The organism is Paraburkholderia caffeinilytica (assembly GCF_051027425.1).
Taxonomy (GTDB): Bacteria; Pseudomonadota; Gammaproteobacteria; order Burkholderiales; family Burkholderiaceae; genus Paraburkholderia; species Paraburkholderia caffeinilytica_A.
In genome coordinates, this window is the sequence record NZ_CP186553.1 from 195309 (window position 1) to 212691 (window position 17383).

Genomic DNA, 17383 nt, shown 5'->3' on the forward strand with positions numbered 1-17383 from the left:
GATGATCCAGGTGAAAGTAACGCAACTGAAGCGCGAGGCGGAAGGGATACTGGGGATCGAATTGCAGGCCGCAGACGGCGCGGCGCTTGCTCCGTTCGAGCCCGGCGCGCATATCGATGTTCATCTGGCCGGCGGTCTCACGCGACAGTATTCGCTCTGCAACGATGCAGTGGAAACAGACCGTTATCGTCTTGGCGTGAGCCTGTCCGCGACGTCGCGCGGCGGATCGAGTTATCTGCACACGTCGCTTCGGGAAGGCGACTTGCTGACGATCAGCGAGCCGCGCACGTTGTTCGGTCTGTCACGCGAGGCGACATCTCATCGCTTCATTGCAGGCGGGATAGGCATCACGCCTATCCTTAGCATGATCCGATGGTGTGTCCGCCATGCCGTACCCTGGCAATTGCATTATTGCGTGCGGTCGCGGATGTGCGCGGCATACCTCGACGAATTACGCGCATTCGCTGGCAAGGTTTATGTGCACGCCAACGACGAATTAACCAGTGGGGCGCCTGAAATACAAACCTTGATGAGCGACGTAAAACCTGGCGAGCACATCTATTGTTGCGGACCGGGTGGACTGATGGACGCCGTATCGCATCACGGCCAGCAGTCCGGCATACCACGCGAGAATCTGCATTTCGAGCGGTTTACCGCGTCTCCGGTGCAAGTCGCCGATAGGCGCGAGCGGGCATTCACGATTGTGCTTGCAAGGCTCGGAATGCGATGTGTGGTCGAACCCGACGAGTCGATTCTGGAGAGCCTCGAACGTCACGGCGTCTGTCCGCCGTTTTCGTGCCGGGAAGGACTGTGCCGCAGTTGCGAGGTGGCGGTGTTATCGGGTGAGGTCGAGCACCGCGACTACGTGTTGAGTGAACACGAGCAGACGTGCGGCAAATCGCTGATGATCTGCGTGTCGCGGGCAAACTCTGACGAACTGGTCATTGACCTGTAGTTGCCGCTTGTTGATGTGGTACGTCCTGTGGCTGTTTCAGCCTGTTCGATTCCAGAACCGATTCAGGGGCCTGCTTGCACCAGCAAGCCATCGATAATGCCGTTGTCTGCGAGGTGAATGCGCCAGGTGGACGATCCCGAATCGTGTATAACCTGATATATGTCCCAACCTTGGTTGCCAACACCTACAAACCGGACACTTTCAACAGGACCCAATCGATTCATGTCCTCTTTGAGCCTCGGTAGCATCGATTCGTAGATATGCGGTTTCGCGGCCGTTCTGGCAATGAACGACATCATCGGCGATTAGGAGATAATCGCCGCAAAGCGAACGGACACCAACCGATGTCGAAATTACCGCACCTCATGAAAGCATTAATATCGACCCTGTTATTTTGCCTGTCCAGCGCGATCGCACATGCCGCCGGAATACAGGTCCTTCAAATTCCGTCTGACGCTAATGGCCCCGCGTTAAAAGCGATGGTGTGGACGCCATGCGCCGAGGCCGCACTAGACGTGCCTATCGGACCATATATCCTGAACGGGCGGCGAAACTGTCCGACTGTCGGTGAAAAGCTACCCTTGGTTGTGATTTCGCATGGCCACGGTGGCTCGTACCTTGGCCACCATGATCTTGCCGAGACGCTTGCCGATGCTGGCTTCGTGGTGGCGGCAATCGACCATCCGGGCGATACGTTCTCCGATATGAGCCGCTATCGTGGTCAATTAGTTCGTGGTACATCTGGGCGAAAACTTTGTGATACACACTGGAGACTCCCGTCCCACAGGGCTTTTTGGGCTGCGCAACATGTATCATGCCGAGCAATGTTGCACGTTTCTCGATCTGCGTTCGTGTTCTCGCGAACTGATCTGCACCGGCAATTAGATTGTGATACAGATGCCGCGCTGGTCTGACTCTGGGCGGGACTCTAAGCCGCGCAAGCTAAATCCATCGCCGAGCGCGGTAGCTGAGTTGGTCAAATCCGATCAGGATTTGGCTTTTTTACAATCTCGTGACTTCCGGTTATTCGGCGTTTTATGTGGGCGAAGAACGGGTTGAAGATTCGGCAAGATGCTGAAGGAGTGCAATCAGCTGATATGGTGGGTGGTCGTGGACTCACGACTATTGATCAATAGTATTTGATTCACCCAGGCGTCTTAGGCAGCAATCTCCGAGTTTCCGACGCTGGGTCAAATCTATCCAGGTTTGCTTATCGAGTGGGACCTTGGGGAACCTCAAGAGAAATCGCGACCGCCAACGGTCGGCCCTGCAAGGGGGCGGTCGCGGTACAACGCCAGCAGCTTTATCCTGTTCGCCGGAACTCCTCCTCGGCTTTCAATGCCGCCAGCACCAGAGGATCCTCCGCATCGACTTGCTCTGTCTCCCAGACGTTGATGGTGGCCGGATCAGGAGTGGGAGCCGCGTTGGAGGGCCGCAGCCCGTAAGCAGCACGGTGTGCCTGCGCAAAGTCGTTTTCGCGAAGTGCGGCACCGTTCTGCCGGGCTATCTTCGTGGTTCGGCCTACCGCGCCTGCAAAGGCATTGCCACGCCCCTTTTCGATCGCATCAAGTTCTTCCTGTCTTGTGCTTTTAAGCTGGCCAGCGGACTTGGCGCGAGGTTTTTTCAGGTTGGATTCTTGTAGCGACTCGTCGAGCAGTGCAAGTTCCATCGCCTTCCAGCTGACCCTCCCGAAGCGTCGCTTGTCTGCGTCAGTCATCTCAAGGTCGAATACGTTGCCGACTGCGTCGCGGCAAAGTAATTTGTCGGATAACCGGGCGATCCGCTTGACTTCAACCTTGAAAGACTTGTCATTGCTCGGAGCCAATGAGTGCAGCCTGGCGAGCTCTTTTGATTCGTCTGACGAGTATGTGGCCTGCTTGTACAGCACGATCCCCTGGTTGCAGGTAGCGCGATCCCACGGCAAGAAGATGTCGAAGACCTCCTGCGGGCTTCTCACGCGAGCTGCTTCGCCACGTCGCTGCGCTTGTTGATAGGTGTGGATGGCAGCGGGAGTGATCCCGACTCCTGCATCATACATTTCCTTCGTGCGCAGCTTTCGCTTGTTGGACGTCAAGTTGAGGTGGCTGATTGCCTTGAGCAGAAAGCGCTCAAAGTTATCCAGTGGGATGGGCTTCTTCATACGACGGATGCGACGCTTGATTCTCTCGAGACGGTCGGTGCGGCGTGTGTACGCCGCCGCAATCTCTTCGGCCATGATTGTTATCATGGTTTCGTGCAGGCGCTCGACGAAGGGTTTCAGATCCCCTCGCTCACCAGGCGGGTTAAACATGATCCCGCCAAGGTTCTGATCGATGGTCTTGCGCACAGCTCTGGATTTCCCCGGGCCGTTGTCCGTAAATATGCCATCGATGTTTCCGTGCAGGAGACCTTTGAGCGGTTGTAGGCCAAGAGCTTCCACGCGCTCGTCCTTCGGAAGCAGGCAGCATGCGAGGCATCGCTGGTACGCTATGCCACGCTCTCTGTCGAGCGTGATTTCATATCCGAGGATCGCGCCTGAGAGACGGGATACTGCAAAGATGATCCATATTTCGACCGGTTGAAGTTTTCCCGCTACGAGTGCTCCGATAGGGAGCTTCGGCCTGAAACCGTCGGTATCCAGAATTTCCAGCACACCCTGTGTCAGGTCACTCGAGCTTCCGGTACGCGGTCCGAAGTACTGCGCCATCGCTTTTGATCCATAGCGTTTTTCGCGCAGATTATTGGCGACCACGATATCTTCGAACTGGTACTTCAACTGGCCATAACTGGGTGCCTGTTCGATGGGGACATCGGGATAGTGCTCCTCGATCATGCGCTGATGGGTTGTCGCCAGACTTACCTTCTCACCCGCCCATTCCTTCGTGAGCGAATCAGTCATGTTCTCGATGTCATTTTTGCTGGTGCGCCTGCCCCGTCTGAAGGTCTTCTTTCCATTCATGGTGGCGCGAGCGCGATTCATCATCTCCTTGTGAGATAGCCGGCCCGGCTTGCAGGCAGGTGCCAGCCGCTTGGCTCCCGGTCCCCCCTGTTCCGGCGTGAGGGCGAGCATCGAGCGCCGGCCGCCTCCGTACCAGATGAACCTCGTTAGCAGCAGGTTCATCTTGGAACGGAAGGCTTTGCCTTTGCCCAGCTCCGCCTGCATTTTCCGGATGCGATCGTTCCTGTATTCGGGGTCAAAGAAGATGTTGTCGTCGATGATGAAATCTGACTCTTTGCTTCTGCCAACGGTATCAACCATGACTAGTGCATTGATAAGCATCATGCGCTGATCTAGGCCCTTAAGCATGCCTGGTTCCACTTCGGTGAGCGGTTTTTGCATACACTTGGGAAGTGTTGAGCCGACAACAGGCTTCACGCGCGATATCAGGTTGTCGTCCACGGAGACCTTGATCGGCATGCGGGACGTCGGTACATCCTCGTTGCTCTGCCTCTTCTGGACATACAGCGCGCGAGTTGCCGGATTCCAGGCTACAGCGATGTGGATCGCATCCTCTGGCGCATCTGACAACGCGAAGGCCTTGAAGCGTTCAAGCCCTGCGGGCCATTCGTTGTATTGAAGTTCCCTCAGGTGAGAGACCAGCGCCTCATCGGCCACAATTGGCGCGATCGTTCCATAAACATGTGCCTTTGCCATCACGTTCTCCATAGCAGATGCAACGGCTTATCCGTACGCAGGGGCTCCCGCTGGTCGGGATACAGGAAACCAAAGCATGTGGCGACGGCGAACAGTTCGTAGCACCAGTCAAGGGATATGCCCAGATGTCTGGCATGCCGGTTCATGATGTCGTCGAGCGTTCCGCGAGTGGAGCAGATGAGCAATCGGCGCGCGAAGGTAGCTGCCTCGTCGTAGTGGCGCCAGACGTCGACATTTGTGATCCAGGTTTTCATTACCGCGTGGTTCCCCCAGGTCAGCACGTCGAACTGGTTGCCCCTAAGTAGTTCATAGGTCCAGCCGCGAGCCTTGATTTTCTTTTCTTCGTTTTGTAGTCTTGACTTTGTAGCATCGTCGAACTCAGCGGCCCCGTCCTTGATGGAAACTGCGTGGTAATGCAGACGATAGTCCGGCGGCAGGACAAGTGTCAGAATGATGTCCAATGTCATCACGTCCTCCGCAGACATTGGCCGACCGTGCATCCTCGCCTCGTTGTATTTCTTTTGATCGTAGACGGGATACTGATCTCGGATGTCAATGACGTACGGGTTGAAGCTGAAAGCATAAAGAGGCCTCATCTCGTTCAGGGCAAGTGCCTGATGTGGCCGTTTGAACTTTAGGGCACCGAAGCTCGCTCTCGTCGCGATATTCATTTCCGATGCGTCACGCATCGGCAGGTAACGGTCACCGTGTGGGACGCCGAACGCATCGCGAAACGGCAATGCGACGTGTCTTGGTGTGACGAAAGGAAGCGGAAGCTCAAGAATTTTCACGATTTCTCCGTACTCGTTTCCAGAGTTGCTTGACCTTGGAGATCTCCATCTCTTCGATGGTGTGTTCATCTTCTGGCGCGAACTCGGCCAACTTTCCCGCTCTAATTGCGGACTTTACGACTCTTCTGAAAAATGCTTCCCATGTCTCCGCGAACCTTTCTGCCGCGACAGCCGCGTCTGGAAATTTTTCCGCGAGGCCTTGGTAATGCTCGGTTGGCAGACCTTCCAATAGCCGGAACATGGATATCCGGAATTGGACCTCCATATCAATGAACGTTTTCCAACGGCGCTCTATCGTTGACGCGAGGGACTTGCCGACTTTTAGACGATATTCGGCGCCGATGCGTGCCGGTGCCAGGTCGGCACCATGCTGTCGCAAATTGTCGCGAGTTGCTGCTTTGCGACACGTCGCTGGCAGCCGTTCTACGATTTGAGAATGAGATAGATGTGGATTCGCCTCGCGTTCGGCGTTATAAAGGCGAGTGGTCTCAGGCAGTCGGGCTAAGGCTTTAGCACGTTGTCTTGCAGTATCGCTCTTTCTTTTGCGTGTCGGATCAGCCTCGCCAATGACACTCGTGCTGACTATGATTTCACGAGGTTTCTCTTCTTTTTCTTGCGATGTAATTGCTGACCTGGCAGCCTTCCAGCTACCGAAGAGGGTGTTCAACATGAAGATTGTGACAAAGGGATTTCTCGGACATTCTTTGCCCGATAGGGCGTCTTGAATGAGTGATGAACCCGTGAACGCCCCTAGCCTCATTGCTATTTCAACCTGGTCCGGGTTGGAGATCAAATCCTGGTATCTGTTTAGTTCGATCCGCCCGTCATTCACCAGGCCGTTTTCACTTGCTGCTCGAAGGAGCAGTTTTGATAGATGCGGCCCCCGGATTTCAGGAGCGAACTTGTGATCTAACAAAGTGGACCATGCCCGTGCCATGTCGAGTTCGATTTCCCGACCAATTTCTGAAATGGCCTGCTCGCGCGCTTGCAGCGGGCCTCCGCAATTGCAGATGCCCTGCGGCGCAGCATAGGCGATTGACGCGCGCGGGGCATGCGCGCAGGCACTGCAAAACTCATAAAGAGGTGTTTCATGGCGGGCGCAAAATCGCACGGCCGTGAAAAGGAATTCTCGACGCCAGAACGGGGTACCCGTTCGGCCAAGATCTTCGTCCAGGCAGGAAAGGCAAATGGCTGGTTTCCATGCGTGGCCGTGTACGCCGCGTACAGGGCTCATACAAAAAGGCGCGGCGAACTGTGGCCCAACAAGGTGTCGGTGACGTAGGGTATCTGCGGCGTGTGACGAAACAAATCGGACGTACCCTGGAAAAAGGGTATTCCTGTTCAGGACATCGTCCACAGAGCCAACACAATCGCCCAGGCGACGAACACACTCCTCGATCTGGGAGGGAACAATCCACGACGGCAGGGTGTAAGATCCCGTCACAGCCATACAGAATGATGTCTTTTTTATGTAGCAACTGCGGGCTAGATAGCCAGAGAGCGGCTCGTCAGGATGGATGGGAGGCAAGGAGAAAGAGGGCGGAGTCGATCGAATCTGGGAGCGGTGAGGAACGCGAACCCGCGGCGGGGAGGGTGGCTTGGGACGCACATCATCCGTTCGCACGTATGGCGTGTTGGGGAGGGAGAAGGGTAACGCAGTGGGTGTTGTCTGGGGCCTGCTGACAGGTTGAGCCCAGGAACGCGGCATCTCGGCATCGTCGGGTTCGCTTGTGGTTCCGAACAGGTCATCGGGAAGCCCGCCATCGTGTGCCCTGCCAGGTGGGACACTGGCAGACGAGTGCGTGGCCGCTTGCTGGACGCCGGAGGGCGTTCTTGTCTCATCGTCGCGGTTCACCCGTGCCCAGAGCAGATTCAGTCGACGCAGATCCATTTCGTCAACGATGTGTTCGCTTGCTGGAGTAAGCCCCTCCAGTGCTCCGGACCGTATGGCGGTCTTGATGAGGCGCCGATAGTGCTGCTCATTTGTTTCGACACATCGTTCGAGTGCTGCGGCGGCCTTCGGAAAATTCGCCAGAACTGCTGTCCTTTGGGACACACGTGGGTGGCCAGATAGTAGCCGGGAAGAAGATATGACAAAGGGGACGTTTTTCTCAACGAATTCAAGTTTCCTACGTTCAATGTGGGACGCTAGGGATTCGTCCACTGCGTGACGATATTCGTCTCCTTTTCGCGCAGGGACGAGATCCACTCCATGCATTGCGAGGCTTTCCCTGGTCGCTGCGCGACGGTACCTCATGGGGAGGGTTTTTACGACTTCGCTGTGACTAAGGTGAGGATTAGCTTCTTTTATTTCGCTATATAGGTGGCCGGCTTCGGGAAGCAGGGCGATTGACTTTGCCATACTCTGCACGTGGTTATATGACGATCTCCTTCGCGGCGCGCAGGGCTGCGCGTCATCAAAAGGTACATGGGGATTGATAGATGTGGACTTGTAGGCTCTGATAGCCGCCTCCGCCGTTGCCCAACTGCCAAACAGGGCCACAAGCATGAAGATGGAGACAAATGGGTTGCGTGGACATTCGAATCCCGCGAGCGCTCGGTGTATGAGCGGACCGCTAACGGGGATGCGCAGACTCATGATGACTTCTGCTTTTGCGGAATCGGAAACCAATGCCTGATACTTTCGACGTTGAATCCGGCCGCGCCAGATCAACCCATGTGCCCGTGCCACCTGATGCAGCAGGTCCGCGAACTGGATGCCACGCATTCGAGGACAAAAGGAGCTGTCGAGCAGCGTGGACCATCCTCGCGCAATGTCTAGCTCGATCTCCTGAGCGCGTTCGGACAAGGTATGCGTGCGTGCTTTAAGCGGGTTTCCACAGATGCAACTGTCCAGCGGCGAAGTTATAACGTCAGATACCCGTGAGGAGTGCGTGCAGGCGCCACACATCTCATAAAGTGGAGTTTCGTGTCGAGGGCAGAAGCGGGTATGGGAAAAAAGAAAATCCCGACGCCAGAATGGCGTGCCATTCGGCGTCAAATCATCTTGCAGGCATATCATGCATACTGCGGGATTCCAGATGGGGCGAGACATGCGTGTCATGCCTAATTCGGTTGCCGAAGACCATTGCGATTCCGTGAGATGTCGTTGTCGCAATTGCTCACGCGCGCTTCGGAAAAGAAATCGGGTATATCCGGGAAGCAACGTGTTGTTCGCGAGAACATCATTTTCGGAACCCACCCGATCTCCTAGAAGTTCAATGTACCTGGCAAGATTGGTGGGGAAGATCCATGATGGTGACTTGTTCAAGCCGCTGACCTCTTTGCAGATATAGGTCGGCGTCATGTATCGGTGCCTCGCCAGATAACCGGAAAAAGCTTCTCCGGGACAAATGGATGAGAGGGAGAAATAAGGTTGGAGCTTTGTGTTGGGTTGGTTGTTCACGATTGCGATTGATCCATTCAGAGAAATCGGGCAGGAACGTGCCAATGCCTCAGCGCAGTGCACTGATATGATTGCTTCATCCTTGACGAACTATCTAGCTACGGGCGTTGCGTGACGAGACGATCGAAGACCCGTTCGGGCAAACCGCAGTTAATCCTTGCCCGGTATCGCCATCTCGGGCGTGTCAGCAGTTTTGTGTCACCTGATGAGCGCAAGCTGGCGGTTATACGGGCGCGGATGTTTTCGGTCGCCTGTATTCCTGGCCGGCGGTAGGTTCGTGGCAGGGGCGCACGCTGGTGCTGTTCGAGCCACGCGGGATCGTGAGCGTACAACCACGACCATAAAGCTGCAGCCAGAAGCCGGGCCTGGTTTCGCGTGCAGTCCTTATGATTCGAAAGGTGCACCAGCCATAGCCTTTTCTTCTCTTCCAGGCGATCTTTTCCGGGGCGTAGTGTGCTAGTTTTATTGCCTGGCGACCGATCCTGTTTATGGGCGGTGAGTGGAGGAGAATATTCAACGGATTCGAGAGCCAGTTGCAGCAATGCAATCGCGACTGGATGAGCCGGTCGTTCGGGAAGTCTCAATGAGCGCAGCGCCTGCGGCAACATCCCGGCTGAATGGATCCAGACGTTGAGTCGCTCATCTTCAAAGCCTCCTGATAGCGCACTGAGAAAATCCTTTGAAAACTCTTTGGCTCGATGTCGACCGTGCTCTGGAATATACCCACGCTGCTGTAGCAGTATTTTTGTTTGATCGGTTGCAGACTGGCTGTGAGTGCTTTGCGAGAGCCCAAAGAGTATTTCTCCCAGGCGGTGACTGTTTCTGTACCTGGATAAGCCGTATGACGTTCGCATGCTGATTTCGTACGTACTACACTCATCAGCGAGAGTGAACATACAGCCGTGTATCGGGCATCTTGTCAGCAGGGGGATGCAGTGAACGGTAAAAGAACATCGGCGGCCTGTTTCCCGTAATGATATGCGACTGCACTCCTTGCATTCAAGGCCATACCGGTTTGCGCCCTGCGTAGGCAAAGGCAGGGCGGGGCAGCAGAGTCGGTTTTCATTGGAAAAGCAGACTTGCGTCTCCAGCCTGTCTCCCATCGAAGTCGGCAAGCAGGAGAGGTAGAGTGGGTAGAGCGTTCGTTCCATGAGTACTTCATGTGGCCCACCGTAGACGTAGTTCGACATTTCACAGAAGCGCTGCAGCCTACAGGCGGCGGTATGTAGCAATGGCGTTGCGTGGCGGAATGCCATGGCGACGACAGTGCGAATGTCGGGGTCATACGTGGTGCCGGCTAGCGTCACGGTCAGACTGAAGGCGGTCTCATGTGGTGCGGCCGGAAACATGGTCTTAAGCATGCTGTGCTCCTTAAACCATTTCGGCGCCGAGTGGCAGCGATGTGAGGTGACTGAAGGACAACCAGTCGCCATAACGGAAGAGACTGGCGCGGGTGAACTCGCCGCCGCCCATACGAATCCTCTTGACCGCGTTGAGATGGCTCTGATCAAGCGCGAGCGCCTTCTTTCCGTAAGTGACAAAGACGTCTGTCGTGAACGCTGCAAGTTTCAGCGCGTTCAGTTCCAGCGCGATGTACGACAGCGCTTTTGCCAGAACCCCGGGGTATCCGAGCGCCAACTCATACGCCGCCTCAGGCAGCCAATCGGGCATTGAGTCCTGGCGGATCGAACCCACCGTAGCATCGTATAACGACCGACAGACGTCGATCCAATGCTTCTCCTTGTAACTCGCCGACGGAAGGATCTCAATGACGCCGGTAGGCGCCAGGTCTCCGAGTGCTCCGGGCAGCCTGGACAGTCCGGCGATGGCCGCCCCAGGGGTTGTGAGGCACAGGACCGGGACTCCAGTCATGCGGGTGAGTTGAGCCAGACCATCCCAGGTCGTTTCCGCGGCACGCGTGCTCGCATCCAGCGTGTTGATCCGCTCGACAATAAGAAGCCCGAGATTGGCTGCGATGGATAACGCTGACAACGCAGGGATGATGTCGCGGTCGCGAAAGAATGGCGTATGGCTACGTCGTGCATAGTCCGTCCCCATGATGGTATCAAACGCCCCCACGAAGTTTCGCGCCAGGCCGTGTATCTTTCCATCTATTGGCCATTGGATGCGGATTACTGGCAATTGCAGGTACCGCGAATCTCCAGAGCGGGTACCTGGAATTCTGATAGGGATGGCTTCGCGACGAAAGAGCGATTCGATCGTCATGGCGAGGCTGCGCCGACCCATCCGCAGGGGCGCGGCGACGAGGATTCCACGGGGGCGTGCTTTTGGCGCGATTCCAAATACCAGCGGAAACTCATACCCTCGGCGGTCGCGCTTCCTGTGCAAGGCAAGGTTTGCTGTAAACGTGAAGTTTACGTACGTTTGGTCCCGCAGGTCACGGTCAAGATAAGAGCTTCGTACCTGCTCCAGCACGGTCATTACGGTTCGGGCCCGAGCCGCATTTGTGACGGCGACATTGGATACCCGCTGTGTGATTTCTTCGCCAGATGAGATTGGAGTGCCCTCGTAGGTATCAATAAGTTCGGTGAGCTGCATTGCTTCACGAAGTGTTGGCACGGGTGGCACGCTAGCGAGAAGCGGGTTGCTATCGTCCGGCAGTATTAAATCGCGATTAGGCTCATTGGTGGATGGGAGGAAGTTGGAAGCGCTCATTTATCATCTCCTAGGCCTGCCAGGCGATCTTTGTTCCCGTGCCCGGTGACGTTCCGAGGCCGGAAGCTGCGCGTGGACGCTGCTTTGGGATTGTTCCCGGCCCCAGTCGCGGCATGGGCAGATTCTGGAGCATTGCAGGTTTGAAGATCCCTGTTGTCTAGCGGACATACCGCGGGGACGATGTTGCGTTCACGGACGAGCGGAGTACGCGTATCGCTCACATACCTGGTTTGAAATGCCGCGTCGAACGCGGCAATGAACTCTTTTGTGAATCCTGAGAGCTTGCCGTCGATGCGCCATGCCATCCGCAGGACGGGGCGCTGAAAGTATTCGGTAAAGCTCGTGTCGGCCGCTGTCCGCGTGACGTGAGGTTCGCTGCCGAGCGCCGACGCCACCATGTCTGCCAGCCTTCTGCGGCCTGTTCCGGGAGGGGGCGCAACCGCGATACCCCGGGGCTTTGCTCTCGGTGCGATGCTGAACCGGGAGACCATCGCATGTCTGCGCTCGTCGAGGCTGCGGTGCAGGAAGTGATTTGCGCGGATTGAATGGTCCCGGTATGACGTGCGAACCTGCGTGATGGCGTTGATGCAGAGGCTTGCGCGTGTCGCGTCGCTGGCGAAAGAGTTGGCAGCCTCGTGCGCGGTCAGCTCCTGTACGGACCAGCCTATGACGTTCTGCGTTTCCTGTACCACAATGAGGCGCATCGCTATCGATAGCGTTCGCACGGTAGGTACGCTCTCCAGTAACGGGTTGTCGTTGTCGCCGGGGAGGTCGCCAAATACAGTGACGTCAGTGCCGCTGGGTGTTTGCGCGCGCCTGCTCATGCTTCCTCCTTCCCGCTGCGGCGCGGAGCCCGGTGCAACAATGCAGGGCGAAGCAACTCGGGGTTGCGGCAGATGAGCGGCACTTCGTGCTGAGCACCGGTTTCCGCACCGCCAGTGGAGGAGAGTGAGGTAGTTGCTGCTGCCCTGCACGGCCGGCTTAGTGGAGAGTGGCACCTCGCGTTGCATGGATTAAGGGTCGGCGGCCTTGGGGGGCCAACCAGCGCCGGCTGCGGTACTGGGGGCGGTTTTCCAGTCAGATCGAGGTGACGCAAAGGTTTGGGCTCGAAACCGCACCGCGCCGATGTTTTCTTCTTTCTCATGGGTTGCCTTTCGTTTGCCTTTGTACAGGCGTGTGTTGACACGGCGCACCCATTGTGAGAACCTACGCGCGTGTTAGGGCGCGTGAGCCCCTTTTGGGGTGCACCACCAAAATACGGCGTGTCAGGGGCGCAATCCCTGACACGACCGTTCTACCCAGTGTTGTGGTTCTGGGATTAAATTTCCTCTGTTATTCCATCAAGTCATCCATTTAAGCAGTCAAGGATATCTGCGATGTATTTGCACCGCTCGCTTGACAAACGCAGTATTTCGTGGTTAGATATAAGTTTCTCTTTTTATCCTACCTGATTCGCCTGCGTTTTCGCAAGTGCTATTCGTCTCGCGCGTCCTGCGCAAAATGATTCTGTTGATATTTCACGCGGCACGACGATGTTATGCGTCCGTTGTATTGGTAACTTATCTGCGCGACCAGGTCGCGAATTGGCTCCACCAAGTCGAGTCAGGGGCGGCTCCTTTTTTCTCTCGCTGCGCCAGATTGACTGCTGGAAACGGTCGAGGCGAGCCAGATAATGCGACAGTTCGTTGATAGGTCCAGTGTTTGCGGCTGGTGCAGAAAATCGACTGGGAACTGGGGCTATTCTCAATTTAGCGTATTTTTCTGGGGTCACTGTCGGCAATCCTACATACGGTGCCCGCATGCAATCACTGTCGTACAAGGCCTGATCAGAATGCAGGGCTCCGTCGAAGTTCGGGTAGATGTTCATCATCGTTAATCCATCAGTGGGTGCCTGCTGCAAGGTGACGCCTAGTCTGAGGTGAGCAGGCGGCAGAGTTCTGAGCGGAAACCGTTCGCGTTTGAGCGCGGTTTCCCTGATACAGCGACGGCTCGCGACATGTATTCGAAAGGGATTGCGCTCTGGAACGCATCAACAATCGTCATGTGCTGCGGGTTTCGCCTGGCAATATCCAGGCGCAAAATATCCGCGCGAGTTCGTGGTTCGGCTGGGCGTCGGTGCGTCCGGTTTCCCGGCATGGTTGCGCCGATGGTCCTGCGCGCTATTTCACTGGGCAGTAGCTGAACTATCCTGCGGTAACCGTAGTCCGCGACCCACCAGCTATTGAGCACAATCTCGATATCAGGATGTTCCAGCACGGCAGTGATGATGGAGGGCAGCAGGATGCCCGGATGCGGCGGACGCTCCGATTTGTGACGCGGCGAGGCAAAAGACACTCGCCACGTAAACAGAACGCCTTCCACGCCCAGATAAAGCACAGAATTCATTGCGAGGCGTATCTTGAGGGGCCGCGAATGAGGAGCGCCCCGGACGGGGTCGGCGGGGCGGATTTAGAATAGGCGGTCGTTGCGTTCGGTTCGCTCTCGTGTCGATGTTTGGCTTATGCGCGAACCGCGTGCGTTTCTACACACTGAAAATAGTACATGGCAGCACAATTTCAAGGGAAAATTAGCGATAGCATCGATGTCGCGTGGGCCAGATTGGCCTCACGCGCCGTACGCGTTGCACTGACGCGACGAGATGTCAGTTACGCGCAACTCGCAGACGAGTTAACTAAGTTGGGCCTCTCTGAGTCTGCACGTTCTGTAGAAGGGAAGGTGCAGCGGGGAACTTTTCGCTTCACTTTTTTCCTTCAGGCTTTGATGGCTTCACACGGCGAGTACCCTGAGCATTGGTCCCGCGCACTAAGCGACGAGTCACCTTGGGAGGTGCGCGCGGCAGCATTAATGAAGGGTGAATTGGCGCTGCACCCCTGGCTTGACTGGGGCAAGCTCTCCCGTCGTCTTGGCGAGATAGGTGTCAACCTGCCACCTGAGGCGCTTGCGACTCAGATAGACGATGGCATGTTTTCGGCTGCGCTGTTTTTCCAATGCGCTGCTGTCTGTCGCTTCAATGGAACTCAACTTTTTCTCGACGCATCCGATCTGAACGAAGCGGCTCTTGTTGGGGCGTCGGCGGCGTGAGATGGCGTTGCTGCCTATTCTCCTTGCACTTTTTCAGTGAAGATCTATAGTTGCGATATGCCTTGGTGTGTATGTATAAACGCACGCAATTCGCACGAGCAAAAGTCAAATCCCAATCGCTCCGTGCATCAGCTTTCCGGAGTCTGGGCAGGAGATCGCGATGCCCATCTGGACTGTGGGATCGGCTACCGATGAGCCTACGGTTTTCGCGTTGCAATGGCGCATTCTTGAGACGGCGGAAGAGTCAGTCCATTTCGTCGGCCGCGACAAAAGCGACGCAATCGGCGTGTCTGCCGGCTGGGTGGGCCGGATACCTAGGCGGAACACGCCCGATACGTATGGGGCGATAGTGCGTGGTCAACGATGTGGTGTCGTACACCGGATGCAACGGAATGGCTACTTGCCGGAAGACAGAAATGACAACACCTACCGAGCGCACCAAAGCCGTCGAGCAGACGCGCGACTTTTTGCGAATGCTCGCTGCAGCAGACGAGGTCACGATCCCGGGCAAGGTCCAAACGGTCGCGACCGGTCTGCTCAAGCACTTTCCGTTGGACGTAGATTTGGACGTGTCCGCTTCGGTGCTGCCGGGCATCTGGGCTCATCCGGTGAGAGGCCGGGGATGAAGGCGGCACGACCATCGTGAGACGCGAGCGAACATGGAAATCAACGATGTTCCCGAAGGTTTTCCACGCGACAAGATGCCCGCAGTGGTGTCAGGAATGCAGCCGAAACTCGGCGTCGTGCTACATGGTGGGTGCTACGTTGTAGGGCAAACGGACGAGGAGCGGTACGAACGTTGGCTCATTTGCGAGGACCTTGTCAATCAGCTCGCTCCGGTGGCTCGGAAAGACGCGGCGTCGCACCCACAGCACTCGCCGGACCAGACACTTGAACGTGCACGGGTGGCAGTTGAGCGCAAGGGCTGGATATCGCCCGACGAACAGGCGTGGCTCGCACAGCGTCTACGAACTGTGCTGCGCTGGTGAAAATTACCGAGACTGCACGCCTCAGAGAACTAGCCACTGAAAACGTCGACGCTATGTCTGCCACCTCTTCGCAGCCGGACACCAATCCCAACCCACTGGCGATCAACCTGCAGACGCTCGGACGGCTCCTGCGGAACAAGCGCATCAGTTGCGAACTCAACGTCCTCGACGCCGCCGATTCGATTGGTGTCTCGTCAGGCGTACTCATCCGTATCGAGAATGGAAAATCGGTCAGGACCGAGTGCCTGTTCAAAGTGCTGACGGGGTTTGGCCTTGCCATGCTGGTGATGCCTAAGGGAGACGCCGAAGACGCTTTACAGGCTGTCGGCCATAGCGCTAACTGGTATGACGTTGCGATGAACCGGTCATCTGCCACAAGGAGCAACACGAATACGAGCCTTGTACTTGATAGGGCTACGCCGATTCTATTCGTCGATTACGACGGGACACTTCACGCCGGTCACGGGCTCATCGATGAAGCTGGCCAGATTACTCTGGACACTGGCCGGCCGCTATTCGAATTCGCCCAGCTTCTGGTCGATTTGCTCGCACCGTACCCGTCCGTAGAAATCGTGCTGACCACGTCGTGGCTGCAGAAACTGCCTGAGGACAAGGTGATTTCGTACCTGCCGGCGGAACTGGCGCGACGCGTAGTCGGTACCACCCAAGGCAGGAAGCCCCGATTCAGCTATTTGCTAGACGGCACCGGCCGCACCGACATCATCATCTGCTACGCGTTCGGAAAGCGCTTGAAGCATTGGATGGCGCTCGATGATTCCGTGTACGGCGTCGACCATTTTGGCCGGGAGCCTGGTGAGCTGGCTCAAAACTTCGTGCTCCTGGACTCGATGCTGGGCATCAGTGACAAAGGCGCACAGCAACGCATTCTGGAATGGCTTGTCGAGGTGCACAAGGACAGTAACACCTAATTTTCCTAACCAGTTTGCTAGGTACGTCGAATCCGCGAACTATAGCGCTCCTGGTTTGAAAATTCCTGAACCGAAATATGTGACCGAGGCAGCGTCGATGCTCAAAGTAACTGTCGAATTATGGCCAGGCGGCCGCGAGAGCGGCAGTCGGGTATTGGCAACGGCGAAGATTGGCCGAATTAAAAGTGGTTCCCTCGCAGACTATAAGGTCGAACTGAGCGAGGACCCGCACGGGAAAATATGCGGTTCCTTGCACGACTATCCAGGCTACGCCTCGACTCTATGGGACCTGGTAGCACGTGCAGTTGCGGTCGCGCTGACAGGGAAGGAGGAGTTGCCCCCTGGCCCCCAACAACTTGAAGTTCCCGTTCGCACCTCTGGCAATACCCCGTATGTGCGGTTTCCGGAGATACCGGAACCTGCGCGAAGCCTGTTCAAAAAACGTATCGCGTTTTCGACACACCCGTTAATTGACGAGGACCCGGAGCCGATGGATTGTGTCTATGCTTGGGACTGGTTTGCTTCATCGCAGAAGAATATCGATGGTGTCGCGAAGTGGTTCGGCGGGGCCATCGCATTGCTCGCCGTGGTCCTCGTTCTCGTGATACTGACCCCCAAGATTTTCAAATGAACGCAATCGCTGTGGCTTCTGACGATTTCCAGCGGAAGTCAAGGTCGGGACTTTGCTCTGGCGCGCTACCCAAGCACTCTTATGCGCGGTAACGACGAGCGATACGGCATCCGAATCAACCGAGACAAAAGATGATGCGGCTCAACCCTTTTTCAGAATGGCTCCTCCGCTTCGCCTCATCGCAGAAGAACGTTGACCGCGTCGCGATTTGGCTAGGCGGGACCGTCTCAGTCCTTTGCATAGCGTCCGCTGTCGCATTCGTCATCTACATGCTACACCGATGAGGCGCAC

At 56.3% G+C, this 17383-nt stretch carries 13 protein-coding genes and 1 pseudogene; 7 read left to right on the forward strand and 7 right to left on the reverse strand.

Going from position 1 to position 17383, the window contains the following annotated elements; translation table 11 throughout:
* Nucleotide 1: 1 nt before the first annotated feature.
* Nucleotides 2-955: a PDR/VanB family oxidoreductase gene (locus ACOSV0_RS21400; RefSeq protein WP_434113349.1), complete on the forward strand. Its 954-nt coding sequence runs from the start codon at nt 2-4 to the stop codon at nt 953-955.
* Between the two features lie 365 nt (nt 956-1320).
* Nucleotides 1321-1668 (forward strand): annotated as a pseudogene (locus tag ACOSV0_RS21405) (dienelactone hydrolase); the annotation flags it as partial.
* Between the two features lie 590 nt (nt 1669-2258).
* On the opposite strand, the gene ACOSV0_RS21410 reads toward ACOSV0_RS21405, so the two are convergent.
* The 7 genes from ACOSV0_RS21410 to ACOSV0_RS21440 form a co-directional block, all read right to left on the reverse strand.
* A complete protein-coding gene (locus tag ACOSV0_RS21410) occupies nt 2259-4589 on the reverse strand; it encodes a hypothetical protein (RefSeq protein WP_434113351.1) in 2331 nt (776 codons plus the stop codon).
* Complete coding sequence (locus ACOSV0_RS21415; protein WP_434113353.1) at nt 4589-5380, reverse strand: hypothetical protein; 792 nt, start codon at nt 5378-5380, stop codon at nt 4589-4591. Before ACOSV0_RS21415 ends, ACOSV0_RS21410 begins: the two co-directional genes overlap by 1 nt.
* Nucleotides 5367-8687: a TniQ family protein gene (locus tag ACOSV0_RS21420; RefSeq protein WP_434113355.1), complete on the reverse strand. Its 3321-nt coding sequence runs from the start codon at nt 8685-8687 to the stop codon at nt 5367-5369. Before ACOSV0_RS21420 ends, ACOSV0_RS21415 begins: the two co-directional genes overlap by 14 nt.
* Nucleotides 8688-8884: 197 nt before the next feature.
* A complete protein-coding gene (locus tag ACOSV0_RS21425) occupies nt 8885-9640 on the reverse strand; it encodes a hypothetical protein (RefSeq protein ID WP_434113357.1) in 756 nt (251 codons plus the stop codon).
* 517 nt (nt 9641-10157) lie between these two features.
* Nucleotides 10158-11462, reverse strand: a complete 1305-nt coding sequence (locus tag ACOSV0_RS21430; protein ID WP_434113359.1) for a hypothetical protein — start codon at nt 11460-11462, stop codon at nt 10158-10160.
* Nucleotides 11459-12286: a hypothetical protein gene (locus ACOSV0_RS21435; protein ID WP_434113361.1), complete on the reverse strand. Its 828-nt coding sequence runs from the start codon at nt 12284-12286 to the stop codon at nt 11459-11461. Before ACOSV0_RS21435 ends, ACOSV0_RS21430 begins: the two co-directional genes overlap by 4 nt.
* 1084 nt (nt 12287-13370) lie before the next feature.
* Nucleotides 13371-13847 (reverse strand): HAD domain-containing protein, encoded by a 477-nt coding sequence (locus tag ACOSV0_RS21440; RefSeq protein WP_434113362.1) that lies wholly within the window; start codon nt 13845-13847, stop codon nt 13371-13373.
* Between the two features lie 156 nt (nt 13848-14003).
* Here ACOSV0_RS21440 and ACOSV0_RS21445 point away from each other — a divergent pair, with 156 nt between their 5' ends.
* The 5 genes from ACOSV0_RS21445 to ACOSV0_RS21465 all read left to right on the forward strand — a co-directional run bounded on the left by ACOSV0_RS21445 (nt 14004) and on the right by ACOSV0_RS21465 (nt 17092).
* Complete coding sequence (locus ACOSV0_RS21445; protein ID WP_434113364.1) at nt 14004-14543, forward strand: DUF6471 domain-containing protein; 540 nt, start codon at nt 14004-14006, stop codon at nt 14541-14543.
* Nucleotides 14544-14959: 416 nt separating this feature from the next.
* Nucleotides 14960-15169, forward strand: coding sequence for a BPSL0761 family protein (locus ACOSV0_RS21450; protein ID WP_434113365.1), 210 nt, complete (start codon nt 14960-14962; stop codon nt 15167-15169).
* A 33-nt stretch (nt 15170-15202) separates the two neighbouring features.
* On the forward strand, nt 15203-15532 hold the full coding sequence (locus ACOSV0_RS21455; RefSeq protein WP_434113367.1) for a hypothetical protein: 330 nt from the start codon (nt 15203-15205) through the stop codon (nt 15530-15532).
* Between the two features lie 53 nt (nt 15533-15585).
* Nucleotides 15586-16461, forward strand: a complete 876-nt coding sequence (locus tag ACOSV0_RS21460) for an HAD domain-containing protein (RefSeq protein WP_434113369.1) — start codon at nt 15586-15588, stop codon at nt 16459-16461.
* A gap of 55 nt (nt 16462-16516) precedes the next feature.
* Nucleotides 16517-17092, forward strand: a complete 576-nt coding sequence (locus ACOSV0_RS21465) for a hypothetical protein (RefSeq protein ID WP_434113371.1) — start codon at nt 16517-16519, stop codon at nt 17090-17092.
* Nucleotides 17093-17383 lie beyond the last annotated feature (291 nt).

Excerpts from the sequence above, each read along its gene's own strand:
- ACOSV0_RS21420 (WP_434113355.1), bottom strand. The coding sequence starts at position 8,687 with ATGACGCCGACCTATATCTGCAAAGAGGTCAGCGGCTTGAACAAGTCA.
- ACOSV0_RS21410 (WP_434113351.1), bottom strand. The coding sequence starts at position 4,589 with ATGGCAAAGGCACATGTTTATGGAACGATCGCGCCAATTGTGGCCGAT.
- ACOSV0_RS21435 (WP_434113361.1), bottom strand. The coding sequence starts at position 12,286 with ATGAGCAGGCGCGCGCAAACACCCAGCGGCACTGACGTCACTGTATTT.
- ACOSV0_RS21455 (WP_434113367.1), top strand. The coding sequence starts at position 15,203 with ATGGAAATCAACGATGTTCCCGAAGGTTTTCCACGCGACAAGATGCCC.
- ACOSV0_RS21440 (WP_434113362.1), bottom strand. The coding sequence starts at position 13,847 with ATGAATTCTGTGCTTTATCTGGGCGTGGAAGGCGTTCTGTTTACGTGG.
- ACOSV0_RS21425 (WP_434113357.1), bottom strand. The coding sequence starts at position 9,640 with ATGCGAACGTCATACGGCTTATCCAGGTACAGAAACAGTCACCGCCTG.
- ACOSV0_RS21460 (WP_434113369.1), top strand. The coding sequence starts at position 15,586 with ATGTCTGCCACCTCTTCGCAGCCGGACACCAATCCCAACCCACTGGCG.
- ACOSV0_RS21430 (WP_434113359.1), bottom strand. The coding sequence starts at position 11,462 with ATGAGCGCTTCCAACTTCCTCCCATCCACCAATGAGCCTAATCGCGAT.
- ACOSV0_RS21450 (WP_434113365.1), top strand. The coding sequence starts at position 14,960 with ATGACAACACCTACCGAGCGCACCAAAGCCGTCGAGCAGACGCGCGAC.
- ACOSV0_RS21400 (WP_434113349.1), top strand. The coding sequence starts at position 2 with ATGATCCAGGTGAAAGTAACGCAACTGAAGCGCGAGGCGGAAGGGATA.
- ACOSV0_RS21445 (WP_434113364.1), top strand. The coding sequence starts at position 14,004 with ATGGCAGCACAATTTCAAGGGAAAATTAGCGATAGCATCGATGTCGCG.